Genomic DNA, 25,728 nt, shown 5'->3' with positions numbered 1-25,728 from the left:
ATTATATAGTGATATTCGTGTTTATACGATTACAAGATCGGGGATGCGATATCAGTGGAAGTTAACAATAAATCTTATGGAACAGGGAAAACGTTATTTCGTCTTCTTCAGATATCACGTAGCAATTGGGGCTGGATGGCCTTGCTTATCGTTCCCTCAATTATTGCTTCTGTTATTGAAGTAGGTTACATGGAATCGATTAGGCGGATTGTAAAAGGTGCAACGAACAGCAACCTTGATTTGGTTTATGGCGGAGCTATATTAGGTATCGGTATTATTCTTTTTCGCTTCATTAATTCGATGATCACAACATGGCTAAAATCAACTTTAAACAACAATTCGGTAACAAAGCTCCAAACTTCTATGCTTGCCAAATTAGTTAGATCGCGTACGAAAGAAACACAACATTATCATTCTGGCGACCTAACTAGTCGAGTATGGGACTCCGCAAGGGCTGCACAGGCTGGTTTTAATGATTCGTTTATTTCAATGCTCCGTAATGCATGAGTTGATGCAGCGGGAACAACTATATTACAAACTAAATACAACTATCGACTCGATCTAGACAATGAGATCACTAATAAGACGAGGTTTAACAAAGCACAAACTAAAGGCGTTGCCCCAAGCATAGATTAATCTACACTTAGGACAACGCCTATTTCTTCCGAAAGTTCTCTATAATCGTTCGTTGATAATCTATGAACTACGTACGTGAACGTGCGAGCAAGTAAAGGAAATAAGGCGCACCAATTACTGCTACGACAATTCCTGTAGGAACACCAGAAGGTTGTAATATCGCTCTACCAATTGTATCAGCGACTAATACGAGCAACGCTCCGACCATTGCAGAAACTGGTAGCAAAATCTGATGTTTTGGTCCCGTCAATCTTCTTGCAAGATGAGGCGCAATTAACCCTACAAAGCCTATACCACCGCTAACGGAAACACAGGCTGCCGCTAAGGCAACAGCAGCTGCAAGCATCTTTATTTGTTCCCTTGATATGTGAACACCGAGCCCTTTTGCTGTTGTATCTCCCAAATTCAACACATTAGCAGTGTTAGACTTAAACATAACATATGGAATAAGGATCAAAATCCACGGTAGCAACGTTAATACAAATTTCCAGTTTGCCCCCCATATACTACCTGCAAGCCAAGTTGCCACAAATTGATATTTCTCTGGACTCAGCTTTAATGTCAATACAATCATTGCTGCACTAATACCAGCTGCAACAGCAATACCTGTTAATAGTAGCCTTGTAGGAGATACCCCTTCATGTCGTTTGTAAGCTAATACAAAGATCAAGCATGCTGTAGCTCCTGCCCCTACAAATGCTAAGATAGGCAACATATACAATGGTGCTGCTGCATTAGACGGATAGAAGGAAAAAAATAACATAACCATAATACCTGCTCCGGCATTTATACCAAGTATCCCAGGATCAGCAAGTGCATTCCTCGATATAGCTTGCATAATACAGCCAGATACAGCAAGTCCCGCACCAATTAATACGGACAACACAATACGCGGAAGTCGGAATTCAAACAAGACTAAAGCTTCTCTTTCATCTCCTCCACCGAACAACGTACGAATGACATCCATCGGTGAGAGTCTAATATGTCCTGTATTCATACTGATAAGAAATGCTATGAGAATAATAACTCCCAAAATAATAAGAACGATAGTACCTCGTTTACGTCTTTTCTGTTCAATCTGCTCCGCTGTAGCGAATCCCATCTATAATTCCCTCCTTTCTTTACGTGCAAGATAGAGGAAGAATGGTACTCCGATTAAGGCAATAATCGCACCAACCGGCGTTTCTGCAGGTGGATTAATCATTCTGGCACCAAGATCGGCAAATACGACAAGCAATGCTCCAATCACTGCCGAGCAAGGAATAATCCAACGATAATCTACACCAACAAATTTTCGAGTAAGATGTGGAACAATTAACCCGATAAATCCTACTGCACCTACGACTGAAACGGCAGATCCAGCAAGAATAAGGACGATTATAGCGCACGCAATCTTTACTAGATTCGTTCGTTGACCCAAGCCCCGTGCGATATCATCACCTAAGCTTAACATCGTAATGGACCTTGATAAAATGATTGCACCAGCTATCGCAGCAGCAATCCAAGGAAACATAATTTTTAGCTGAATCCACTTCGTCCCAACTAATCCACCCGCATACCAAAATGCGATATCTTGTCCAATACGGAAGTAGAGTGCTACCCCTTCACTAAGTGCACTGAGCAAAGCGCTAAGTGCCGCTCCAGCTAATACGAGTCGTACTGGCGTCAGACCACCTTTGGCTAACGCTCCAATACCATAGACGATACCTGCACCAAGACCTGCACCTAGAAAAGCATACAAGATTAGATACATGTAAGGCAGACCAGGGAAAAAAGCAAAACATAATGCAATAACAAAACCTGATCCGGCGTTGATGCCTAACAATCCTGAATCAGCAAGCGGATTCCGCGTCATTCCTTGCATAATTGCACCGGCAACTGCAAAACTTGCTCCGACCATTGCACCACCAAATACACGCGGTAACCGCAGTTCTTGAATAATCTGATGATCGGTTATCTTTGGATTAAAATTGAAAATAGCATCCCAAATAACCCAGAAATTAATATCTTTTGCTCCAAAAGAAATGGCAAGAACCATTCCGATAGCTAATGCAACTAACCCACCAGTTAATATTAACGTAGCTGCCAGAGGTCGACTTTTGATCATGCCTTTATGCTGCACGGGTACATTTGATGTACTTGTTAGATTTGTATGCGCCATAACGTCTCCTATATTCCGTACTCTGACTTATCCGAATTGTGCATGATGAAGTCTGCTATATACGCCACCTTGAACAATTAACTCTTCATGTCGTCCTTGTTCTGATATTCCCTGTTCAGTAACAACTACAATTCTATCCGCATTTTTAATTGTGGCAAGTCGATGTGCAATTACTAGCGTCGTACGTCCTTCTGATAGTTCAGCAAGTGACTGTTGTATTACTGCTTCAGTCTCTGTATCAAGAGCAGATGTTGCTTCATCCAAAATAAGAATTGGCGGGTTCTTCAAGAACATTCTTGCAATCGATAATCGTTGCTTTTGACCACCGGACAATTTTACTCCTCGTTCCCCGATAATCGTATCCATTCCTTCAGGCTGAGAACGGATAAACTCTTCCAAACGAGCACGTCTAGCTGCTTCCCATACTTCTGCCTCAGAAGCATTTAACTTACCGTAAAGAATATTTTCCTTAATCGAACCTGAGAATAGAAATACATCTTGTTGTACAATACCGATCTGACTACGCAAAGACTCCAACTTCAAATCTTTAATATCAATACCATCGATCGTAATAGATCCTGAAGTTACCTCATAGAAACGAGGAAGCAAGCTACATAACGTCGTTTTACCTGCACCGGAAGGTCCAACGAAAGCAACTGTCTCTCCCTTACGAACAACTAAACTGATGTCAGCTAAAACCTCAGACTCTTCTCCATAACCAAAGGATACGTTGTTGAAGGAAATTTCCTTCTTAAGTTCACTCATAGCTACCGCATTCGGAGCGTCTGCAACATCTGGTTCAGTATCAAGCAATTCAATATAACGTTTGAAACCAGCAAAGCCGTGAGGATAACTTTCTATGATTGCGTTAATCTTTTCAATCGGTTTAAAGAACACATTAGTCAGAAGTAAAAAGGCGATAAATTCACCATTCGTTAACTGTTTATCAATAACGAACCATGTACCGCATACCATGACGAACATCGTAACAAAACGCATCATCATATAGCTAATGGAACCATTAAGTGCAATCAACTTGTATGAGCTCATCTTCGTAAAGCGGAATCTGCTATTGTTAACAGCAAATTGTTTTTTCTCATGCTCTTCGTTCGCGAACGCTTGAACAACACGAATTCCGCCTACATTGTCTTCTATTCTTGCATTGAAATCGCCAATATCCGTGTACAACTGGTGAACGGCTTTTGTCATCTTACCGTTGAAATAAACAACTAGCCAAATGATAATTGGAACGACGATAAAAGTAAGTACTGCGAGCTTCCAGTTAATGAAGCACATGAGGATAAAGGAACCTACTAATGTCATAATCGCTATAAACAAATCTTCTGGACCATGGTGAGCCATTTCACCAATCTGCATCATGTCGTTCGTCAAACGACTCATTAGATGACCCGTCTTCGTATTATCAAAAAATCGGAACGATAGCTTTTGAATATGCTCAAACAGCTTTTTTCTCATGTCAGTTTCAATATTTATACCTAACGTATGTCCCCAATAATTCACAATATAAAGAAGGACAGTATTAATTGCATACAATGCAACTAAACCAAGTGAAGCCCATACAATAATCATCCATTCCCCTTTTGGCAACAGATCATCTATAAATGTGTTTACGACAAGCGGGAATGCAAGTTCTAATAATCCTGCAAGTACCGCACAAGTGAAGTCAAGCATAAACAGGGCTTTATATGGTTGATAATAGGAAAAAAAACGCCGAACTAACAATGATGAAAACACTCCTTTTATGCAAATATTTGATATTGATAATCAGTATCAAATTGTACGTTAGTTTGTCCCTTATGGCAATGGACTATTGTGATCTTTTCTTTGTACTTTTTCGCACATTCCAATCAGAAACTACTCTCCTGCTAACCATGCAGCAAGTTCTTCAGTCTGGGACAACGTTGCGATGGGATCAAAGTACCACGACTTCTCACCTTTCCAAATAAATACGCGATCATTTTTTACTGCATCAAAAGTCGACCAAATGCTGTCCTTCTTCAGATCCTCTAGAGTAAGTTCTTTTGACGTGAAAATAATATAGTCACCTGCATACTCTTTCAACATTTCCATTGATACTTCTAGTGATTGTTTCTCCATAATTTCCTTCGCATGTGCTGCAGGCGGCTTACGATCCAATGCGCGATAAATCGCTTGTCCACCGCGTCCGAAATTGTCACCAAACACGCCTACCGTTTTTCCCCAATCTTGCATAATGGAAAACGTTGCTTCCTTTGGAATTGCATTATTTACCTTCTCACGAGCTAACGCTATACGATCATCATAGTTGGAAAGCCAAGCAGTTGCTTCTTTCTCTTTACCAAGTAGTTTACCAAAGTAATTAACCTCTTCATGAACTGTCTTTAACTGACCGAATGGGACAACAACAGTTGGAGCGATCTTGCTAAATGACTCGTAAGCTGCTTCGTTACCAGTAACGATCAAATCCGGCTGAAGAGATAAAACTTTTTCCATTGAAATACTTTCATACTCACCAATATTTTCTACTCCGTCTAACTCATTCACATAATACGGATTTTTCAAATTAAGAGTTGGAGTACCTATCGGCTTTACATCGAGCGCAATGAAGCTGCCTAAATATAGGTCTACCACTACTCGTTCTGGCTTATCTGGAATTTTAATCTCTCCATGCATTGTAGAGACTGTTCGGAACTGACTACCCGCTTCTATCTGCACAGTATTGGTGGACGTATTCTGTTCAGTAGCAGTCTGATTTCCCCCGACACTGTTACCTTTCGACGGTGCATTGCTCGAACACGCACTTAATAATAGGGCCAAACTAATAATTATGGTAGCAAAAGCTCTAGTTCCTTTAAACATGGTTAACTCTCCTCTATATTTGTTTTGATAATGATTATCAATACCAATATAAAGGTTTACCCCTTTCTTGCCAATGGAAATATTGCGCTTCTCGGATGGATATTCTGCACTTCTCCTCAGCTCACGATGCTGCAATCGATACTGGATTGGTGATAATCCTGTTTGTTTTTTGAAGCTTCGGCTGAAATAATATTTATCCACATATCCGATGAAACTCGAGATTTCCTCTAAAGATGCGTCTGATGTCAACAATAGTTCCTTTGCTTCAGTAATTCGTATGCGATTCAAATATTGAATGGGACTACAACCCATCTCCCGTTTGAACAACTTAACTAAATGACCAACGCTGCAATCCAACATTTCTGATAACATATTAAGCGTAATAGGTTTGGAATAATGTTCATCCATAAATCGAGTCGCTTGAGATACATACGATGCTTTGGTCATCAGGACTCCATCATTATAGAGCTGAGTAAAGAGTTCATGTGCACATTGATAAAATAGTGCTTTAACTCGAAGACGATGTAATTCTCCCTTTAAGTTCCAACAACTCTCCATCTCTTTCACTTTCGTTAGCAGATTCAAGGATGAATGAGGCATCAGTCCATATTGAAGCTGAAAGGGAAAACTTCTATCCAGCAGCTGCTGAGTCTCTAGTCTGCAAGGATGCGGGATAATTGCCTTATAGAGTATAAGATAATATTCGAAGGTATTAGTAGCATGTATATCTAGACAAGCACCTTTACCGCCGTGAAGCACATAAAATTGTTCCGTTCTGTGTTGCTTCCCATCTAATGACAAGAGCGCATTACCTCGGATCGCAAATAAATAGAAGCTGCTTGGCAAAATAAATCCTCGCAACTCCTCACCTTCAAACTTTACAAAATGTCTTATATCTATCATATTTATTAATGCACGATTCCATAAAGCAATGTGATCACTTAGCCACATATCTGTACACTCCTCACTTACCAAAAACCGATTAACCCTCATCAAGCAGTCTATGCTTCATTGCGAACTCTACGAGCTCACTCTTTTTGGTGACATTTAATTTGTTCATAAGTCTTGTCTTATGTGTATCGACTGTTTTGATGCTTAACGTTAATTGTTGAGCGATTTCTACTAGTGAGTATCCACGAGCTAGAAAGGTTAATACTTCACGTTCACGAGGACTCAATTGCTCGTAAGACACTTGCGTTTCTGCTTGCTGTACATTCTTTTTGAGCATGGATGAGAGCAAAGCTTGAGTTTCTTTAGGCCGAAGGAACAAGTTGCCCATCACCACATGATCGATAGCCGCATACAAATCTTCATCGACAGCCACCTTTGGAATAAAACCAGAAGCTCCCGATTGCATGATGGAATTGACAAAGTCTTCATCCTCATGCATCGTCAATACGATTATTTTTGCCTCCTTATGTTTTGCTTTAATTCGTTGCAATACTTGAACACCATCCAAACGAGGCAAACTAATATCGAGAATTAGAATATGAGGCATCAGCTTATCATAAAGCTCAAGAGCTTCCAATCCATCAGCAGCTTCACCTATTACTTTATAGGTTGGACGTTTTTGAAGAAGCAGCTTCAGTCCTGCTCTTAGTACTGCATGATCGTCCACAAGCATAATTTCAATTGTTTGTTCCATAATTATTGCACCTTTTTTCTTGTCTAGTTTTGCGGGATAGAGACGTTCAGTTCTGTACCACCGACACTTGTCGATGCTAGTTGGAAAGTTCCACCTAGCAGTTCCGCGCGCTCCCTCATTCCATATATCCCGATCCGATTCTGTTCACGTGCTTTTTCAAAATCATGTAATTGAATACCATGTCCATTGTCACGAATCGTTAGATTGATGTACTCTTCTTCGTACGACAGAGTGATATAAATGTGTGAAGCTGACGTGTGTTTCACTACATTAGTCATACTTTCTTGAACGATTCGGTACAGCGCTACTGCTTTATGAATGTCGATGACAACCTCATTACTAGGAAGATCAAGTATGACAGCAACACCGTACTTCTCTTCGAAATTGCTCACATATTTTCGAATGGCTGGTATTAATCCCATGTCATCTAATATAGGTGGTCTAAGCTCTACCGCCAAATCTCTAATTTCTCGCAAAATATTTGCTGTAATGTCACGGCATGAAGTCAGCAGCAAATGTTGTTCTTCATCCTTTGCCTCGTTCGCCATTACACGCATCGTAACCATTAATGAAGTAAGCGCCTGGCTTGTCTCATCATGTAGCTCACGAGATATGCGTCTTCGTTCATCTTCTTGCGCTGATAGCAGCTTGGAAATGAGCGTATCCCGGATACGATCCTTTTCTTGAAGTGTCTGAAGAAGCTGTTCTACTTCTATATTTGAGCTTATTAAATTGTCAGCCATTTCGTTAAACGCTCGCGCTAATTTCCCTACCTCATCATTGCTTGTTTCGTTCGCCCTAAGTGACAATTTACCCGCAGATATGCCAGTGGCAACGCCGACCAAATTGTTAATTGATCTTGTTATAAGACGAGTAACCGAATATACGATTGCAGCTGCAACGATACAGACGATGATAGTCGCGACAATGAGTTCCCCGATTTTTCCTAAAATGCTCGCTTTTGCACGCTTTTCAGCCATACCTACACGAACATACCCAACATCGCCCTCTTCAATCGGACTTAAAATATCGTGCATATCACCTTCGTTTGTCGTTAATGTAGCGACATCATATTTATTTGTACCGTTTGGGAGATGTGCATTAATAATACCTTGCGGCAAATCACCTGAGAACGTATGACCTACAAGAGTATGATTACTATTGAACACCAATATATAACGAACATCCTCATTCGCTTGCTGAGCTTGCGTAATCAATAAGTAAGTTGCGTAATAATCATCTGTCAAAATGTAGTCCGAAGACGATACCGCAACATGATTCGCAATGCTGAGACCACGTTTCTTCAACTCCTCACCGGTCATTTTCGTTAATGAATCCCAAATGACAAGCCCTAACACTAAAGAAAGAAAAAGTAGAGCTACAAGGAGCGCTCCGAATATTTTTTGATTAATCGTTAATCTACTCTTTTCGTTCATTAGCGACCCCTTCTGTCCGGAATCGTGTTTTCTATAGCTTCAAACAATTTGAAGTCTACAGGTACATATCGGTCTATGGACAAACCTTCTAGCGCTTTTAACATCTTAGGGTCTTCATGCATCGATAAGAAAATTTCCTTCACACGGTTTTTATCTTCGCTCGGCATTTGGTTGTTAACAACGACTGGTCCTGTTCCAAGTGTTGCGGATTCTTCAATGATTTGTAATGTTTCTGCAACTTCAGGATTAGACAGCTCTAAGTTTTTCAACACCAAGTTATTTACAGCTGCCGCATCTACAACCTTATCTAGTAGAGCTAGTAGTGAGTTTTCGTGATTATACGTATACACATGACGACCAAAAAACTGTTCGGGATCTTCTCCAATATGGTCTAATTTTTGATCTATAAAAATGTACCCAGAATAACTGATAGGATCTGTGAACGCAATACTTTTCCCTCTTAATTCATGTATATCCGTTATGTTGCTTTCTTTGTTAACTACGAGATAGCCCTGATAGTAGGGTAACCCCATCCTCTCTTGCATAGCAATTGCCTCTAAACCAGCCACATTGCGATAAGTAATAAATGCTCCGGCGGACAATAATGCGATATCTGCCCCTCCATTAATCATTAGCATACTTATTTCACTGTAACTTTTGCGCTGAATGAGAATGACAGGTCGGTTAAGTTTAGATCCTATATAATTTGAAATTTCTTTGTAATACTTTATCGTGTCAGCTGGGTTCAGCACACTTGAAAAAGCTACTCGGACAGGATCTGGTTCATTATCTGGTGACTCTATTAATGGTGCAGATTCTATCTTGGAAAAGTTAATGTCATAACTTGTATGACCACCCTGACACCCCAATACAAGCAGTGAAATTAAAACGATCAGCAACAGCTTGTACATTTTATTCATAGATGTTCTTACCTCCACCCTGATGTCTGCGCTTACATTAATGAAGTATAACATGAAAACAACACTAATAACCCAAGGGAATAGCAAACTAAACAGTAGGATTTTATCCTACATGACTACTAAAAATTCTTAATAAAAAATCAGAATTACGCTGATAGTTGGAAAAGGGTAAGTCGTAGATAATAGGAATCGAGAAGACGACACTGGATAGAATCTTTATGAAAGCGTTTCATAAATTGGCATTTATGCCAACAGCTACGAAAAAGTCTTTCTGTTGTCAGAATCACACATACCAACTTCGAGGTGAAAAGAATGTTACCATTTTTAAGGCAAAAGGTTGCCTCATCACAAGTACCAGAAAAGGACATTGCGAAAACGTTTCGTCGCTACAGTCTCCAGTCATTGCTAGGCGTATTCTTTGGTTATATGGCCTATTACATCGTTCGTAACAACTTCAATCTATCTACTCCTTATTTACAAGAAGAGATGGGACTAAGCCTTGCACAAGTAGGTTTACTCGGAACGTGTATGACGGTTGCATATGGTTGTAGTAAAGGTTTTATGAGTGTTCTTGCAGATAAAGCAAGTCCAGCACGCTTTATGGCACTTGGTTTGACACTAAGTGGACTCGTTAACATTATGCTTGGTTTCAGTACATCGTTCTGGGTTTTCGTTGCACTAGTCATTATGCTTGGTCTAGTTCAAGGTATGGGCGTTGGCCCAGCATTTATTACAATTGCTAGCTGGTTCCCTCGTAAGCAAAAAGCTATAGTTGGTGCAATTTGGAACACTTCACACAACATCGGCGGTGGCGTAATTGCTCCAATTATCGGTGCTACAATTGCTGTTGTAGGTAGAGATGAATGGCGCGTTGCAACCTATCATGTCCCTGCTGCAATTGCACTTGTTTTTGTAATCGTTATCTTGCTTCTGACAAAAGGTTCACCTAAGAGTGAAGGTTTGCCATCTGTACAAGAAGTTCATAAAGATAGCAGTGATCCAGTTGTTAAATTTAAATCTACGGACAAGCTTCCAGAAGAGATGACTGCACTCCAAATCTTCATGAAGTATGTATTTTATAATAAAAATGCTTGGTACGTTTCGCTACTTGACGTGTTCGTGTATATGATCAGATACGGTATTTTGTTCTTCTTGCCAATTTATCTATTCGACGTTAAGAATTTCTCTGAAGATGAAATGCACGTTGCATTCTTGTTCTTCGAGTGGGCTGCAATACCTTCAACATTACTTATCGGTTACTTGTCTGACAAATTCTTCAGAGGTCATCGTATGCCGCCAGCGATTGCTTCCATGGTCATTATTATCGGTTGTATTATCGGTTACTGGCTAAGTGATTCCGTGCTTTGGACGACAATTTTTGCAGCAGCTATCGGTTGCTTCATCTACGTACCGCAATTTCTTGCTTCCGTACAAACGATGGAAATCGTTCCTTCGTTTGCAGTTGGCTCCGCGGTTGGTCTACGTGGTTTCATGAGTTATATCTTTGGTGCAACACTTGGCCAACTTGGCGTAGGTCTTGTATCTGACGCTTTCGGTTGGCAAGGCGGATTTGTATTCCTCTTGTCAGGTGCGGTATGTTGTATTATATTCTGTATCTTGACTCACTACAGTGTTAAAGAGATGTATGCAAAACGTGCGCTAGAGCAAGCACAACAATAATGTCAAAAAAGAACTCTTCCCGATTTTATTCGGAAAGAGTTCTTTCTTATTAGCTATGTCCTTCAGCAACTCATAGATTATATTTAACAACCATCTTACTCAAGCAAGTACCTCGACAGTAAATCCACCTGGCGCTTCCACATAAAATGTGTAGCCATGCAGCCTTTTAGGCGGCTTTACATCATATCCGTCATCCTTTAATCGTTTATTTATTTCATCCACCTTTTCCTCGCTCTCCTGAATAAATCCAATATGAAACGTTTTCGGATAAACGACCTCTTTCCCTTTCATCAAAGTAAGCACTGATCCATCATCATCAAATAGTACATCGAATGTTTCACTATTTTCTTCGCTTGTTTGTAATCCAAAATATTCCCCCAAAAACGCCTTCGTTGCAATCACATCGTTAACCGTAAGATTGATATGGTTAATCTTCATCATTACCACTCCCTCTTCTAATCTAGTCACTACTTCCAACTAGTTATATTTTGATCATATCAAATTAATGCAAGTGGTAAGCTTTCGAGTGTTTCGAGGTGATTGATCTCATTTCATTTACGATTATCCGTCACAGAACTTTAACGTTTTTTAACAATGAACAGACCAAAAAGGCTCTAAGAGGTCGTCTCGACAACCGCTTGAGCCTTACTGGTCTTAAAGTTAAACGGGACTATTGTGTACTACAATCGTCTGCAATACCTCTTCGATTTGATTTTTGTGATGGGTATCATGATGGATAAAATCTTGAATGATAGATAGGATAGAGAACGGTGTTCCAGTATGAGGGCACAATTCATCGCCATTGGCTGTAATTGGTTTTCTTAACGTTTCTTCCCCCATTTCATGTAGCAACTCACATAGTTCTAGACGAGTAGCGTTAAACTCAACTAACAATTGACTTTTGCTAACTCCTGATTTTGCGTATGAGTAGGCTATTGCATTGTAAGGGTCAAAGTCAGGAAATACGATCCCTTCTCCTCTTTGTACGGCTGGTATTCCATAAGTAATCAGATATTGGTCCCAATTCATAAGATGTGAAATGATTTCTGCCGTGGACGCTTTTCCTTCCTCAATCGGCTTAAACCATGCTGTATCATCTAACGTATTAAATTGATTACTCCACGTTGTTATCGATCTGAAGGTGTCGATGATCGTCTTAACTTCTGACATAGCTACACATCCCTTTACATTTATTAGAAACATTTTAACATGAGAACATATGTTCTTGTCAATCTGAATGTGTGAATATACGAAAAAGATCAGACTTCGGAATGAACCGTAAGCAGCTGTCACCACATCCGACTGAAATGACAGCAGTAGGACGTGTTTTTTGTAATATCCATAAGATTTTACGTATGCTTCCCTATTGAATATCACCCATTAATTAGGTATGATGAGTCCAAGTGATAATGATTATCAGTGTGGAGGTGCTTTTTTGAATTTAAATCAAATCGGGGCTACTTATTCCGTCCGCAACATACATTTTGAGCTTCGTGGTTTATTAAATCGCGAGGTATCCTTTAACGAAGGAATTCCATTGCAGAAGATAAATAATAGTTTGCTAATCGCTGCTCAGGAAGGGGAAGGCACTCTTTTTTGCAACAATAAGGAACATAATTTACAGAGCAATATGGTATTCATACTGAAACCGGAAGATATAGTTGGCATAACAGCTAGCAATGAACTTGGCCTCTCTTTATGGCTAATTTCCTTTTCCACACATGGGGCTTCAGACAACCTTACTGACATACTTCCCACTATAAAAGAACTAAATAACTCTGAATTCGCTTCTCTTCTTCAATCAATAATGGAAATCGCTATGCTTCGTGATGTTTCTTCTCCCACTGAACAGATGGACAATCATAATCATTTTCAATTACTAATGCGAAATATATGGAATGAGACGAGTGAATCAGTTAATGACATTGCTGATGAACATTCCAAAGCGAAAGTATCAGAAATTATTGAACAGTTACAGCTTCGATTCCATGAAGAAATCACAGTACATGAGCTTGCAGCACTGGCTGGAATTAGTAAACGAAGATTTACACATTGGTTCAAGCAGTTGACGGGGAAAAGTTTAACTGACTTTATTACAGTCCTTCGTATGGATCATGCAAAACATTTACTTCTAAGTGGTGAATGTTTAAAAGATGTCGCTACAAAGGTTGGTTATAACGACGAGTTCTATTTCAATCGACGCTTTAAACAAATAGAAGGCATCTCGCCTGGTCAATTTAGAAGCAATCGTATTCATCCCGTAAACATTTGTGCTATGAGCTGCCTTGGCCATCTGTTAGCTCTTGGTGTTCGTCCTGCTGCTGTAGCCAAAAACTTATCAAATGAGTTTTATTTAAACAAATTAAGCGCAGAAATTCATAAGGTCAACAACATCCCACTAGACCTACAAGAAATTTCCTATTTGGAGCCTGATCTCATACTTGTAGGAAATGAACAAGAATATGAGAAACTTTCACCTATCGCACCAACTCTCGTTTTTTCACAAAATGAGCACAAACCATTTTCTTTGCTCCGAAAGCTTGGGGAGACTTTGGGCAAAGGACCCGAAGCAGAACGAGTTATTCAACAATATGAACGTAAGACGCAACGGTTGAAGAGCCGATTAAAGGGCTTAATCTCTAGCTCCGAAACCTTCTCCGTCATGGAAATCCGCCCGGATTCCATCTATGTATTCGGTAACTACTGGTGCAGAGGGGCTTATAATCTATACGATGGACTTGGATTAAGTGCTCCAGCTATCGTACAGAAGGAAATGATCGATCAAGAAGCTTATCGTCTCATATCGGAGGAGCAAATACCTTCATATGCAGGTGATCATCTATTTCTAACTATCGTAGATTCTGATCGTTTCGATCGCCTTTCAAGTGAGCGATGGTGGAACGAATTACCTGCTGTAAAAAACGATCGCGTTTATGAAACATCATACAAGGAATTTGCCGTAACAGATCCAATCTCCATGCATCATCAGCTTGATATTCAAATGAAACTAATGCTAGATCGTGCCATAAAAAGTTGACAGCATAGTCATTAACACTCACTCATTCAGTAATACCTAATTGAAGTAAACGAGGAAGCTTATCTATAACTTTACTAAATGTGTTCGCATCATAACAGTTCCAGTTCAGTACATCAATCTGATAAACAAGTCCCTTCTTAACCGATTCAAGTTGTTGCCACTCCGAACTTGATAATGTTTCTTCTAAAGCATCTCTTGAGCTCGGACTACTCGGGGTTAACATAAATACACGATCACCAGCGTAGTTTGGAAGGTCATCCCTTGTTATTTCCTTATAAGGTAATTCTTCATTCAACATTTCCTTAACGAGACGGACAGGTTCGAAGCCATTCGGATGATAGAGCACGGATGTTAATCCAACGTTACCCATGACGAATAACTGCTTACCGCGATGATAAATAAATACAGTCGCCGTCTCTCCTTTTCTTATCGTGGAGCTCAGTCCCTGCCACATCATATCTTTGCGTCTGCGGTAATCCTCTATCCACTCATCGGCTTCCTTCTCTTTACCAAACCATCGCCCCAGTAGAGAAAGCCTTGCTTCAATTGAAGCGAATGAATTATACGTCAATGTAGGAGCAATTTGTGAAAATCGCTCATAATCCTCTTGACTTTCATTGTCCAAAATAATTAAATCCGGCTTTAACAACTCCGCAGAATCAAAGTCAAACTGACGTTCACCCACACATATTCCCCCACCTATTGGTTGAATACCAAGTGCAAGCAAGTCTTCGACCGTCTCTCCATAAAAAATAACGCGTGACGGACTTGAAGCCATGGTCACCTCGTTACCTTTCCAATCATTAATACGAATGCTCCCCTTCATTCTCACAGCATATTGCCTCGGTGGTAAACCTGTCATCTGGCGAAATTTACGATTAAAATAATATTCATCCGTAAACCCGACTTGTTTCGCAATATGACTCAGCGATTCCTTCGACTGGAGTAGTAGATGTTGTGCATGCTTTATTCGAAGATCCGTTACGTAATCTAATGGCTTCATACCTGTTAGTTCCTTAAAAATGGTAGAATACTGTCCATTCGGTACGCCTGAAAGAGATTCCAACATACTTACCGTTATTTTGTCAGCATAGTTTTCTTGCAAATACCGAATGCTTCCTTCTACTGCTTGAATAGCATTTGCTCTTTCATCTGATTGGATATGATGACTCATAATAAAATGAATCATCTGAAGAAACATTACATTTTGCCCAAAAAAGGATAGCCCTTTTTGTTTCCATCCATTCCTATAAATCTTTTCTGTCATTTCTAGCATTTCTGAAACAGGGTGTACCTTCAGTTCACTTATAGTCGGAAAAAGTTCCGCCTGAAAAGGTCTAGGGGGACTTGGTTCACTTATTTGTGTAATAACGAAATGAATTTTATAGTAAGAGACGACCTTTTGATTGCTGCTTTTAAATTGAAAATAAGTGTAGGGAGGCAATAAATAAGAGCTGAATCTATCAAATAACAGTACTTCATCTTTCAAATACAACTTTCCATTTCCATTGCTACATACTAGTAATGTATAGCAGCTTGACATTTTTTCGCTCGCGGCATTATCTGCCTTAATGGTTACTTGCTCTACACTTTGCATATGAAAAGATAACGTATGTAGTTGTTCTGCTTGTACACCTGTAGCCTGCATCGCTGCTCGACCTCCTCTCCCTATCCTTTTACAATTGATAATGAATCTCATTTAGATGATTATAGTTGAAAAAAAGAAGCTAATCAACTTTCGCCGAATAGCTTCTTCTTCATTTAATCTCCTGATGTCAGCTTTACAATCCAACTGATCCAGAAAGAATTGCCGCGTATTTACTAAGTAGGATAGCTACTTCTTTGCGTACTAAGCTATCACCTGCGCGATAATCAGCACCTGCATCACTTATTATCACCTCAGGACCATACAAACCGAGACCGACAGCGAATTGAACTCCCTCCTCAGCCCAAGGTGAAACTGGAGCGCTAAGCTTAGCCGGAACGGGAGGTGCTCCCATAATTTTTTGTGCGAACCGATAGAGAATAACTGCAGATTCCTCACGACTTATAATTCGGTCAGGTTCAAATCGGTTGCTCGAAGTACCGTTTATGATGCCTATTTCAACTAATGTTTGTATTTCCGCTTCATACTTATGTCCTTTCGTATCTGTAAAAGTGGCTGGCATATGAGTATTCTTTACACCTGTTAAACGAAACAATTGTGTTGCAAATTCACCGCGTGTCACCGTATGATCCGGTTCAAACAATTGTGCAGTCGGTTCTAAGAGAGCACCTGAATTACGAAGAGAGTAGATCGCATCAGCATAAGGATGGTTTTGTGGCACATCGCCAAACTTCGGCAGTTCTGGAAGCTTTTCGAGCCAAGCGTCGGGGAATATATATGAAAAATGTACGATTTCTCCCGACTTATTCGTTTTGAAAGCAGCTAACTTACCGTCCTCATCTTGAAACAGATTGTCGCCTACTGGCTTTAACTTTTTAGAGTTTGACGGGCCTTTTACGGTCAAAAAGCCTTCGTTTGCTTCTACACTCATATGAAATACGGGCATGCGCAAGTAGCTGTATTGACCTTCATATTTAGATAGCTGTGCTTTGGTGAGCGATAAAACCTCACGTTCTTTATCTGGAGTAGGGAAATAGTGATCCATAAAGGCTTCGAACAACTTCGTTCGTATGTCGGAGCTATCGTTATTCGACACAATAAATCCACCAACATTATGTTCGGGAATTAGCCACATCCATGAGTGAGCACCTGGTAAATCGCCACCTTTACCTATGACGTATTGGCCATTATAAAACTCAGGGAAAAACATTTCAAAACCCAAACCCATATTTGATATCTCAGGATGAATACCTATATGTGTCTTATTCATGAGTTTGACGGTATCTTCCTTCAATATACGCTTACCATTAAGTTCTCCGCCGTTCAAATGAGCAAGCATGTATTGGCTAATATCAGTACTTGTAGCGAACATGCCTCCCTCAGGGGCGATAGTTGGAGTGTTATCGTATTGAGGCAACGGCTTGCCTACACCATCGTAACCTGTAGCTAACTGTTCGCGTACTTTATCGCTCATGTGAAAGTCACTATTTTCCATACCCAGCGGTTCAAATATACGTTCTTGAATAACTTCCTCGAATGGTTTATCAGCAACTTCTTGAACAATTAAACCTTGCAAGGCTGAAGCCAAATTATCATAACGGTATGCTGAGCCTGGCTCACGAATAATTGTAGGTTTGTAATCTTGTAGGTACTTTTTTAGAGGATAATCAGTAGTTGTTGCCGTGGAGTCAGTCAATATATCGGTATAATCAAAGCCAGTAGAGTGTGTTAGAAGATGTCTCATCGTTAATTTACTATCTGTTTTATTCGGTATTGTGAAATCGCTCAGGTAAGTATGGACATCCTTGTCTAGATCGATCTTACCCTCCTCTACCAACTGCATGACAGCAGATGCTGTGAACACCTTAGAGATAGAAGCCATTCTGAACATCGTTTTATTTGGTTCAACAGGGGATTTACTCTCTACATCTGCATAACCATATCCTTCATTCAACAAAACTTTGCCGTCTCCAACTACTACAAACGCACTACCAACTAAATTCTTTTTCACATCAGGTCGGTTAAAAAAAGCATCTGCGAATTTCTTCACTTCCGCTGCATCTTTGGGTCCCTGGGATGCGGCTGCCTGAATACTTTCATTTGGCACAAAAGCGACTGAAACAGCAACCGCCACTGCAAGCAGCATCGCCGTCATGCGAGATCTTCTCTTCATTCCATACTCTCCTATCTATAATTGGATTATTTTGTGAATCTCACTAAGATTATCACAGCTAACAAATGACCAATATAGACTTGAGACTGTATGTTGCCCTAGACTTTGGTTGGGTATTTCCATTTTTGGATATCTAAACCTAAATGGACGACTTCGAATAAAAAAGCTAGTACCAGATAATTCATGGCACTAGCTTATCTTCAAATTATTTTATGATTACTTATTAAGAGCTTTGGGCAATTCCTCAAGCATCCATGTTCTTGCTAATGCATCTCCGCTAGCTTTTTCAATATCAAAATTGTAAACATAACCCTTCTCCACCGCTGGAAGACTGCTCCATAAACTTGTTTTCATCATCGCTTCCGTTTCTTCTTCTGCGCTAGCGTCGGTCGGATTCAAAATAAAGATGCGATCTCCTGCGTAATCACCAATCGTTTCGGTTGATATTTCAAGAAACCCTGTTGCTTCATCGATCAGTTTTTGCACGCCTGCAACCGGTTTGAAGCCACCCTCTTCATACAAAAACTGTGGCAATCCTGCCCCTGCCATTACAAATAGTCGATTGCCAGGATACATCGTAAATACAGTTGCAGTCTCATTTTCTTTCACTTCTTCTTTGCGCAGTTCAGCCCACATAGCATCTCGATCCGTATGATATTTTTGTAGCCAAGCTGCCGCTTCAGTCTCTTTGCCTAATATAACGCCAAGTTCAGTCAAACGATCCTTCAGCGGGGAGAAGGAATCGTATGTTACGGTTGGAGCAATTTTGGTGAGCTTTTCATATTGATCGGCATCGCTATTTGAGAATATAATTAAATCTGGTTTAAGCCCTAAAGACTTCTCCAAGTTAATTGGGAATCCAACATCTTCAATAGGCTTTAACAGCTCATCATACGATGTGCCAGATTGTTTCAATACGCCTACTGGTGTTACACCAAGCGCGAAAATATCACCTGTTACTTCACCATGAAATATAACGCGCTGTGGGTTAGTAGGAATATTAACTTCATGCCCACTCCAATCTTTATACAATTGGGTTGCAGACTCGGTTTTCTCTGGCTCGGCTGTTGCTAGTTCAACAGTTTCTTTTGTCGGCACTGCTTTCTCTGCTGCGTTGTTCGATGGGTTGCCACAAGCAACCAACAACGCACTTGTTAGTGCAATGACAATCAGAAGCTGACTTACCTTTTTTACTTTAACCATTTAACTCTCCCCTTTAAAATCATCATCCTGTTATTGATAATGTTTATCATTATCAATAAGTATCGTACGCAATATTTTGCGATGTTACAATGGACAAAAAAAATAGTTCTAAAACTTTTGTACAAACCATAAGGACGTAACTTACCAAGAGCAGTGTAGGATTATATGGTACATAGAAAAAGGCTAGGGTAACTTAAGAAAAGTTATCCCTAGCCTTTTGTCGATTAAATTGAAGAAACCAATTAAAGAGCTCTTCTCCCTTGTACGTTTCTTGCATAATTTCATGCCTTAGTCCTGGAGGGTATATTGTACTTTTAATATGCCCACCAGCTTCTTGCAAGGCAGTAACCATATCTATCGTACTCGTTACTGGGTTAATATCATCATCAGCGCCATGAAAAGCCCAAACGGGGATATCTTTCAGCAGATGTGCTAATTCGGGCTGAAACCACCCTGCTAATGGAGCAACTGCCGCAAATCGCACAGAGTGATAGGCTGCTAGATCCCAAGCACCATTGCCTCCCAAGCTGAAGCCAGTCACATAGATGTGAGATAAATCAACAGGATAGTCTGACTCAATTTGATCTAATAAAGCAATAACCTTATCTCGCTCCGTAGGCCAGTTCGAATCGGCAGGACATTGAGGAGCAACAATGGCACAAACAATTGATAACCAAGCCTAGTAAGCTGGGAATCCTCTTCACTAAACTTTTGATAGATAATAGGCATCACAACCGCTCCTTTAGCTTTTAATCTCAAAAACAGATTCAATAACTATCGGAAGATTTTCTCTTAGTGAATTCGCTCCCATCACTGATCGGGCATGGAGACCCTTTTCGCCAAATACATCGTTCATAAGATCCGAGAAACCATTTAACACTTTATGGTGTTCTTCAAATTCTGGATCGGCGTTTACTAGTCCTTGTGCTCTAACTACTCTACTCACTTGATCTAAGCTACCAAGTGCATCCTTCACTACTGCGAGTACCTCTATAGCTGCTAACCTCGCATACTGGTAGCCTTCCTCCGTTGTAAATTCACGTCCTAATTTACCCTTTGGATTGCCTGATGGACCTTTACCAGAAACGAATAGTAGATTTCCCGTTATTACGTAATTAGCATATTTAGCTGCTGGTCCACTAGCATCTGGTAGCTCAATACCTAATTGCTTTAATCTGTTTTCAATGGATTCTCCCACGTATGTTACCCTCCATTTAATAGTCGTTTAATAGCCTTCAATAACCTTTCAAAATCATCAGCTTCCAGCGAGTAAGTGTTGTTCAACCTTCCGGTGTAGTTCCCATACATTACACGTTTGATTAGCCAAAATAATACTAGTTGTATCTATTTCGGGGTAATAAGCAAACATGACGGCCACACCCGCGTTTGAACCTTCCTTATACATTCGAATCAGCTTGTCCGATTTATTGTAACTAAAATGAAAGCCATATCCATTTACTATTTTTCCCCAGTCGTATTTCTGCTCTATGGTTGTTTGAGGCTTTATCATTTCAGTTGTCATCTCTTGAGACAACAGTTTTCCACTAATTAATGCACGTATAAATAGATCAAGGTCACCTACTGTAGTAAAGGCTCCTCCATCAGATGTTCCGATCGGCGGGAAAGAATATATATTTTTCTTCCATATCACTTCATTTCTTTCGTTTGTACTTGCAGAATAACCTTCTGCTACTCGCGTATCAGCATCGTCTTTTGCGCTAAACGAAGTGTTTTGCATATCACAAATACGGAATATATGCTCCGTAACATAATCTCTATACCTGTTTTTGCTCACTTTTTCAATTACAAGTCCAAGCAATACAAAAGCACAGTTATTGTAGCTGACTTTCGTCCCCGCATTAAATTTAGGTTCCTTATAAGCAAACTGCGGAATAAAATCTATACAATTTCGAATGGAGTAGTTAGGCTTGTTTATAAATAATTCTTCATAGCTTTCTCCATCCTCTTCATCTGCATCATCAGCAATACCAGAAGTATGAGTAAGTAAATGTCGAACGGTAACGTCCGTTGGAATTTGAGTACCAGATAGATCAATAATATTGGTAACTCGATCATCTAGATTAACCAACCCTTTATCAACGAGCTGCAATATAGCTACTGCTGTAAACAGCTTCGTAACGGAAGCCGTATCAAACATCGTATTTATTTCATTAGGTACTTTGAACCCTCTATGTGCTAAACCATATGCGTTTGCACATATTATATCGTCACCTTTTTTTACTAACCCAGCACCGGAAAAGCTGTGCTCTTCTGCATACAGATTGAACAATGCCAAAATCTCTTTTTGCATATCACGATCTCCTAATCTAATATTCTCATCACCATTTTAGCATATAGCCATTACTATTAATGATAAAATTTACCTATAAACCTTTTCTACTATGCTTATATTCATTCGGCTACCCATCCAAAAATGTAAGTTTTACTATATTGCTCGGCTGGTTACCGACAAGCCAATTGTTTAATGCCGGAGAAAAGTTGTAGTCCAGTGTACTACTTGTAAAAAGTTCAGTAGATGATTCCGCTTGAATGTAAATCTTATAGACAACTATAATGACATCACCTTCAGGCATATGTCTTAAATAAACAGTAATACAATTAAAGCCATCGACTCCCATTGGAATCGCTGTCCGATTTAGGCTGAAACTATTAGGTAGAAGTGTCGTTCGCTGCGGTAACGTTGAGCGGTATTGGACTGGACCTGCAATTACTTTACTAACATTAGTAATCTTTGTAGTGATCGTTACGATATCTCCTACCTTAATTTTCTCAATGTCAACTGTGTGTTCTAAACGCATTTTAGTTTCGGGTAAATTAATTTTTTGCGCGATAATGATAGGACTTGGAAATTGATTCTGAATCGTTTCATAGTTACGTTCATGAATGCTATTTTCTTCCAATATGAGGTTAGTATCCATATCGATTGAATTTAGATCCGCTCCGAGAACATGTACATTTGCTGACCATGGTAAATCTAAATGATTGATCGGCAAACTTTTTAACCAAGGCTTCCAAACATCCCTCTGTCCCTGTTCAAATAGCTTTGGAATATAGAGAGACACATGACTTACTGAAAGAAATGGTGAACTATAGACAACAATTAAATGCCATCTAGTATGGATATCCAGCACATACGTTTCATTCGAATGATCACGTACAAATGCTAGCACGTTCTTAATATGAGCGTATTGGCCTGCTTGTTTACTTTCATATCCTTTAGTAGAATTAACTTTTGCTTCGGCATTCTCCGTCTTGAGCGTAACTTCTTGCTCGGAGTCGTCAGAACTCCAAATTAAATATGCATCACATATAGAATAGCTTTCATCTTCTATCTTCAATCTCGTTGTATGCCCTTCTATGTTAGAAAGCCACTTATAGTCGTGACGATTCGAGCTGTTAATAATAATCACGTCATCTCTCCGCTCCAATTTAAGATACAATAACCGCTTCATTAATCCCACTCTACTATTTATTAAAATTATGCGTTATATCCCTCAAACGTTCGGTTGTTAGGCAACTTATTCTCATAACGTAAAAAGAGCGTTCCAGCTACAATCACACATAGTTGTGCGATTGTAGCTAAGGAACGCTCTTATTTTGACAATTTATTTTTTAGTAGTAAGCCATTCTGTCAATTCTTCCGTTTGAGCAAGTACGGCTAGTGGATCGTAATACCAGGAAACTTCTTCTTTCCACACATAAATATTTCCGTTTTTCACTGCAGGCAGGCTTCCCCAGATCGGATCAGCTTTAAAATCTTCTACCGTGCGTGTATTCGACGTGACAATAAGATAGTCGCCAGCGTACTTCGGAAGTAATTCAGCCGTAATTTCGGCCCACTGTTTCTCCATAATTTCAGCTGCGACTTCTGTAGGCGGTTTACGGCCTAAAGCTTGATAAATAGGTTGTCCACCTCGGCCGAAGTTATCTCCATATGCCCACGTTTGTTTTCCTCCATCTTCAAAAATCGTAAACGTTGCATCAGCTGGAATGACAGCATCTACTTTTGCTTTAGCAGCGGCAATTCGCTCATCAAATTGCGCAAGCCATGCTTTTGCTTCTGCTTCTTTATTAAACAAAGTTCCGAAATACGTAAGTTCATCATGTGTATTTTTTAGATCACCATATGGAATGACGACTGTAGGAGCAATTTTGCTAAGCTGAGCGTAATTGTCTTGCACTCCAGTTAGAATGAGGTCAGGACTAAGCGCGATTATATTTTCTATGGACGGTTTCGAGTAATCGCCGATATCAGCAACCTTCGCAAGCGCTTCTTTAAAATAGTAGTTTTTGATCGTTAACCCAGGCGCACCTACAGGTACAACACCCAGTGCGATTAGCGTACCTAAATATTCTTCAGCAACGATTCGTATCGGGTTAACTGGAACTTCAATATCACCGTTAATCGTTTTAATTGTTTTGAATTGTTTTGTTTCCTCCGCTGGTGCTTCGGTTGTTGCTGTAGGGCTCGGTTCTACCGTAGCGTTACCCTTAACTCCCTCTTTGTTATTCGTCGCTGGCGCTCCACACCCGGAGATGATAGCAACGATCAATAATAAAGTTAATACGATAAATGATACACGACTTCTGCCTTCTTGTTTTCTTCTAGTAAACAATAGTAATCCTCCTCATTTAATAACGATAATCATTATCAGTTCACTCTACAGTGAAAGAGGGAAAAATACTATACCTAAAAGTGATGTTCCTTCATGCAAATTTATGATCTGGTATTAGCGCCTGTAGTAATACTTGAAGCTGTGCTTGAGAAGATATAGGATCGTAGCCCCAGAACACCTCATCTTCATTCAAGAGATAAACCCGATTATGATTAACCGCTTCTAGCTTCAGCCAGTTTGCAGATCGAAATAACCGATTGATCCGCTCTTGTCCTTCTGGAGAGGTCGGCATGGCTGTAATAAAGATGTGTGTGGCTGAATAGTTCGCCATAGACTCGAAGTCAACTTCAATATAACCACTCGTAGCTATACCTTGATCAAGCAATTCCGAAGGCAGTCGAAAGCCGAGATCATCATAGAGCACTTGAGAGCCTCTCCCATGACTGTTGTTGAAACAATATGCTTTATGTTGACCAATTTCCCACACAATTGCTGTTCCACGACTGCCAAGCGTCTGATCCAAACGATTGTTTCCTTTCACAACCTGTGCGTCATAGTTTTCCAGCCATACCTCTGCCTGCTGCTGTTTGTTTACGATATGAGCGATCATATGAAATTGTTCACGCCAACTCATCGTCATAAAAGGTAGTTCTAATACTGGTGCAATTGGAAGCAGACTTTTATTCTCTTCTTCCTTGATGTAACTAATAATGACATCCGGGTTTACAGCGACAATTCCATCATAATAGGTTGAAGCGGTATGTCCATACGGGTTGAACTTTTTACCAATGATCATATTGTCCCTTTGCATGACTTGCTCTAGCCAAGACGTATAAACACCAAGCTCCGGAACAACACCTAGCGCTATTAAGCTCGCTGTATGATTAAGATTTAGAGAAACGATCCTTTTGTCAGCACGTCGATAGGCTGTCGGTGATAAACCGACCGTTTCTTTAAATTTGCGACTTAAATAAAAACCTTCCTTGTAGCCTACCTCGTGTGCTAACGTATTCAAATCTGGTGCCCCAGTCAGTATGCGACTCTGAGCATTACGTATCCTAATTAGAGTTAGATAGGCATTAAACGTTCGTCCTGTATGTTTCCGAAATGTACGTGACAAATGTTCTGGGCTTACACTTGCTAGTTCAGCGAGCTGCTCCCTTGTCAGGTCCTCATTGTAATGATTCTCCATGTAACTACAAACTTCATTTAGCCAATCCTTGGACGGTTGTTGTTTCGTTAGTATAAATTGATAAAGCTCAGTGAGCAGTTCAATAAATAGCTGTTGTGATCTGAAGGGACCACTCAATTCTGGCTCTCTCCATACATTTTCTAGTTCACCAGCAAGTCTCAATATGCCAAGCGAACAGCGTTGCAGCGGCACTGGATATTTTAAAATACTCGATTGGTAGCCATCTATGTTTAGGTTGCAATATTCAATTAGTACCCCTTTAAGAGGAGAACGTGACTTTAACTTCAGTTCTAGTTGCGAAGCAGCATCACATAAAAACACGCTCCCACGAGCTACTTCATGCTGCTCTTCGTTGACAAAAAGCAACCCATCACCGCTCCATACGATCAGAATACGATGAAAGGATTGTTTTACGACTCGATCATTACCTAATCTATCATTATCGAGTCCCATTATACGAACAGGCATATAAAATGAATGAACCGGCTGACGTATTTCATTAAATTCAATAGAGCTCATAGTCATAGTTCTCTCTTTCCGTAC

The 25,728-nt window shown here is 40.0% G+C and carries 21 protein-coding genes; 3 read left to right on the top strand and 18 right to left on the bottom strand.

Annotated features, from left to right (window positions below):
• Positions 1 to 54: 54 nt before the first annotated feature.
• The gene (locus I6N90_RS13680) at positions 55 to 507 is read left to right on the top strand and encodes an ABC transporter ATP-binding protein (RefSeq protein WP_197936167.1); all 453 of its coding nucleotides are present in this window, start codon (positions 55 to 57) and stop codon (positions 505 to 507) included.
• A 196-nt stretch (positions 508 to 703) separates the two neighbouring features.
• Here I6N90_RS13680 and I6N90_RS13675 read toward each other — a convergent pair whose 3' ends face one another.
• From I6N90_RS13675 to I6N90_RS13645, 7 genes are all read right to left on the bottom strand, one after another.
• Complete coding sequence (locus tag I6N90_RS13675; protein ID WP_197936166.1) at positions 704 to 1,738, bottom strand: FecCD family ABC transporter permease; 1,035 nt, start codon at positions 1,736 to 1,738, stop codon at positions 704 to 706.
• Positions 1,739 to 2,797 (bottom strand): FecCD family ABC transporter permease, encoded by a 1,059-nt coding sequence (locus I6N90_RS13670; protein ID WP_197936165.1) that lies wholly within the window; start codon positions 2,795 to 2,797, stop codon positions 1,739 to 1,741. It abuts the gene before it with no gap.
• Between the two features lie 27 nt (positions 2,798 to 2,824).
• The gene (locus tag I6N90_RS13665) at positions 2,825 to 4,489 is read right to left on the bottom strand and encodes an ABC transporter ATP-binding protein (protein ID WP_197936597.1); all 1,665 of its coding nucleotides are present in this window, start codon (positions 4,487 to 4,489) and stop codon (positions 2,825 to 2,827) included.
• 183 nt (positions 4,490 to 4,672) lie between these two features.
• Entirely contained in the window at positions 4,673 to 6,607 is a 1,935-nt protein-coding gene (locus I6N90_RS13660) for an AraC family transcriptional regulator (protein ID WP_197936164.1), read from the bottom strand.
• Between the two features lie 31 nt (positions 6,608 to 6,638).
• Positions 6,639 to 7,301: a response regulator gene (locus I6N90_RS13655; RefSeq protein ID WP_197936163.1), complete on the bottom strand. Its 663-nt coding sequence runs from the start codon at positions 7,299 to 7,301 to the stop codon at positions 6,639 to 6,641.
• 23 nt (positions 7,302 to 7,324) lie between these two features.
• On the bottom strand, positions 7,325 to 8,737 hold the full coding sequence (locus tag I6N90_RS13650) for a HAMP domain-containing sensor histidine kinase (RefSeq protein ID WP_197936162.1): 1,413 nt from the start codon (positions 8,735 to 8,737) through the stop codon (positions 7,325 to 7,327).
• On the bottom strand, positions 8,737 to 9,657 hold the full coding sequence (locus I6N90_RS13645) for a substrate-binding domain-containing protein (protein WP_197936161.1): 921 nt from the start codon (positions 9,655 to 9,657) through the stop codon (positions 8,737 to 8,739). The genes I6N90_RS13650 and I6N90_RS13645 overlap by 1 nt, the downstream gene beginning before the upstream one ends.
• A 312-nt stretch (positions 9,658 to 9,969) precedes the next feature.
• Here I6N90_RS13645 and I6N90_RS13640 point away from each other — a divergent pair, with 312 nt between their 5' ends.
• Complete coding sequence (locus I6N90_RS13640) at positions 9,970 to 11,337, top strand: MFS transporter (protein ID WP_197936160.1); 1,368 nt, start codon at positions 9,970 to 9,972, stop codon at positions 11,335 to 11,337.
• A 99-nt stretch (positions 11,338 to 11,436) separates the two neighbouring features.
• Here I6N90_RS13640 and I6N90_RS13635 read toward each other — a convergent pair whose 3' ends face one another.
• Together I6N90_RS13635 and I6N90_RS13630 are read right to left on the bottom strand one after the other, a co-directional pair.
• The gene (locus I6N90_RS13635) at positions 11,437 to 11,775 is read right to left on the bottom strand and encodes a VOC family protein (RefSeq protein WP_197936596.1); all 339 of its coding nucleotides are present in this window, start codon (positions 11,773 to 11,775) and stop codon (positions 11,437 to 11,439) included.
• A gap of 222 nt (positions 11,776 to 11,997) precedes the next feature.
• On the bottom strand, positions 11,998 to 12,507 hold the full coding sequence (locus tag I6N90_RS13630; protein ID WP_197936159.1) for a DinB family protein: 510 nt from the start codon (positions 12,505 to 12,507) through the stop codon (positions 11,998 to 12,000).
• A 265-nt stretch (positions 12,508 to 12,772) separates the two neighbouring features.
• On the opposite strand from I6N90_RS13630, the gene I6N90_RS13625 reads away from it, so the two are divergent.
• Complete coding sequence (locus I6N90_RS13625; protein ID WP_197936158.1) at positions 12,773 to 14,374, top strand: AraC family transcriptional regulator; 1,602 nt, start codon at positions 12,773 to 12,775, stop codon at positions 14,372 to 14,374.
• 22 nt (positions 14,375 to 14,396) lie between these two features.
• Here I6N90_RS13625 and I6N90_RS13620 read toward each other — a convergent pair whose 3' ends face one another.
• From I6N90_RS13620 to I6N90_RS13580, 9 genes are all read right to left on the bottom strand, one after another.
• Positions 14,397 to 16,022, bottom strand: coding sequence for a helix-turn-helix domain-containing protein (locus I6N90_RS13620; RefSeq protein WP_197936157.1), 1,626 nt, complete (start codon positions 16,020 to 16,022; stop codon positions 14,397 to 14,399).
• A gap of 133 nt (positions 16,023 to 16,155) precedes the next feature.
• The gene (locus I6N90_RS13615; RefSeq protein ID WP_197936156.1) at positions 16,156 to 18,153 is read right to left on the bottom strand and encodes a serine hydrolase; all 1,998 of its coding nucleotides are present in this window, start codon (positions 18,151 to 18,153) and stop codon (positions 16,156 to 16,158) included.
• Between the two features lie 216 nt (positions 18,154 to 18,369).
• Complete coding sequence (locus I6N90_RS13610; RefSeq protein WP_197936155.1) at positions 18,370 to 19,356, bottom strand: ABC transporter substrate-binding protein; 987 nt, start codon at positions 19,354 to 19,356, stop codon at positions 18,370 to 18,372.
• A gap of 193 nt (positions 19,357 to 19,549) precedes the next feature.
• The gene (locus I6N90_RS13605) at positions 19,550 to 19,954 is read right to left on the bottom strand and encodes a dienelactone hydrolase family protein (RefSeq protein ID WP_332262464.1); all 405 of its coding nucleotides are present in this window, start codon (positions 19,952 to 19,954) and stop codon (positions 19,550 to 19,552) included.
• A 144-nt stretch (positions 19,955 to 20,098) separates the two neighbouring features.
• Positions 20,099 to 20,554, bottom strand: coding sequence for a RidA family protein (locus I6N90_RS13600; protein WP_197936154.1), 456 nt, complete (start codon positions 20,552 to 20,554; stop codon positions 20,099 to 20,101).
• A 57-nt stretch (positions 20,555 to 20,611) separates the two neighbouring features.
• On the bottom strand, positions 20,612 to 21,667 hold the full coding sequence (locus I6N90_RS13595; protein WP_197936153.1) for a serine hydrolase domain-containing protein: 1,056 nt from the start codon (positions 21,665 to 21,667) through the stop codon (positions 20,612 to 20,614).
• A gap of 109 nt (positions 21,668 to 21,776) precedes the next feature.
• Positions 21,777 to 22,829: a hypothetical protein gene (locus I6N90_RS13590; RefSeq protein ID WP_197936152.1), complete on the bottom strand. Its 1,053-nt coding sequence runs from the start codon at positions 22,827 to 22,829 to the stop codon at positions 21,777 to 21,779.
• A 153-nt stretch (positions 22,830 to 22,982) separates the two neighbouring features.
• Entirely contained in the window at positions 22,983 to 23,993 is a 1,011-nt protein-coding gene (locus tag I6N90_RS13585) for an ABC transporter substrate-binding protein (RefSeq protein ID WP_197936151.1), read from the bottom strand.
• Positions 23,994 to 24,084: 91 nt separating this feature from the next.
• On the bottom strand, positions 24,085 to 25,704 hold the full coding sequence (locus I6N90_RS13580) for an ABC transporter substrate-binding protein (protein WP_232242983.1): 1,620 nt from the start codon (positions 25,702 to 25,704) through the stop codon (positions 24,085 to 24,087).
• Positions 25,705 to 25,728: the final 24 nt, after the last annotated feature.

The sequence above is a fragment of the Paenibacillus sp. GSMTC-2017 genome (assembly GCF_016019935.1).
Lineage (GTDB): Bacteria > Bacillota > Bacilli > Paenibacillales > Paenibacillaceae > Pristimantibacillus.
Note: the sequence above shows the minus strand (reverse complement) of the source record. Positions and strands in the feature narration are given on the sequence as shown.

Excerpts from the sequence above, each read along its gene's own strand:
- I6N90_RS13650 (WP_197936162.1), bottom strand. The coding sequence starts at position 8,737 with ATGAACGAAAAGAGTAGATTAACGATTAATCAAAAAATATTCGGAGCG.
- I6N90_RS13660 (WP_197936164.1), bottom strand. The coding sequence starts at position 6,607 with ATGTGGCTAAGTGATCACATTGCTTTATGGAATCGTGCATTAATAAAT.
- I6N90_RS13610 (WP_197936155.1), bottom strand. The coding sequence starts at position 19,356 with ATGGTTAAAGTAAAAAAGGTAAGTCAGCTTCTGATTGTCATTGCACTA.
- I6N90_RS13630 (WP_197936159.1), bottom strand. The coding sequence starts at position 12,507 with ATGTCAGAAGTTAAGACGATCATCGACACCTTCAGATCGATAACAACG.
- I6N90_RS13670 (WP_197936165.1), bottom strand. The coding sequence starts at position 2,797 with ATGGCGCATACAAATCTAACAAGTACATCAAATGTACCCGTGCAGCAT.
- I6N90_RS13595 (WP_197936153.1), bottom strand. The coding sequence starts at position 21,667 with ATGCAAAAAGAGATTTTGGCATTGTTCAATCTGTATGCAGAAGAGCAC.
- I6N90_RS13615 (WP_197936156.1), bottom strand. The coding sequence starts at position 18,153 with ATGAAGAGAAGATCTCGCATGACGGCGATGCTGCTTGCAGTGGCGGTT.
- I6N90_RS13580 (WP_232242983.1), bottom strand. The coding sequence starts at position 25,704 with ATGAGCTCTATTGAATTTAATGAAATACGTCAGCCGGTTCATTCATTT.
- I6N90_RS13635 (WP_197936596.1), bottom strand. The coding sequence starts at position 11,775 with ATGAAGATTAACCATATCAATCTTACGGTTAACGATGTGATTGCAACG.
- I6N90_RS13665 (WP_197936597.1), bottom strand. The coding sequence starts at position 4,489 with ATGCTTGACTTCACTTGTGCGGTACTTGCAGGATTATTAGAACTTGCA.
- I6N90_RS13640 (WP_197936160.1), top strand. The coding sequence starts at position 9,970 with ATGTTACCATTTTTAAGGCAAAAGGTTGCCTCATCACAAGTACCAGAA.
- I6N90_RS13645 (WP_197936161.1), bottom strand. The coding sequence starts at position 9,657 with ATGAATAAAATGTACAAGCTGTTGCTGATCGTTTTAATTTCACTGCTT.
- I6N90_RS13675 (WP_197936166.1), bottom strand. The coding sequence starts at position 1,738 with ATGGGATTCGCTACAGCGGAGCAGATTGAACAGAAAAGACGTAAACGA.
- I6N90_RS13620 (WP_197936157.1), bottom strand. The coding sequence starts at position 16,022 with ATGCAGGCTACAGGTGTACAAGCAGAACAACTACATACGTTATCTTTT.
- I6N90_RS13655 (WP_197936163.1), bottom strand. The coding sequence starts at position 7,301 with ATGGAACAAACAATTGAAATTATGCTTGTGGACGATCATGCAGTACTA.
- I6N90_RS13590 (WP_197936152.1), bottom strand. The coding sequence starts at position 22,829 with ATGAAGCGGTTATTGTATCTTAAATTGGAGCGGAGAGATGACGTGATT.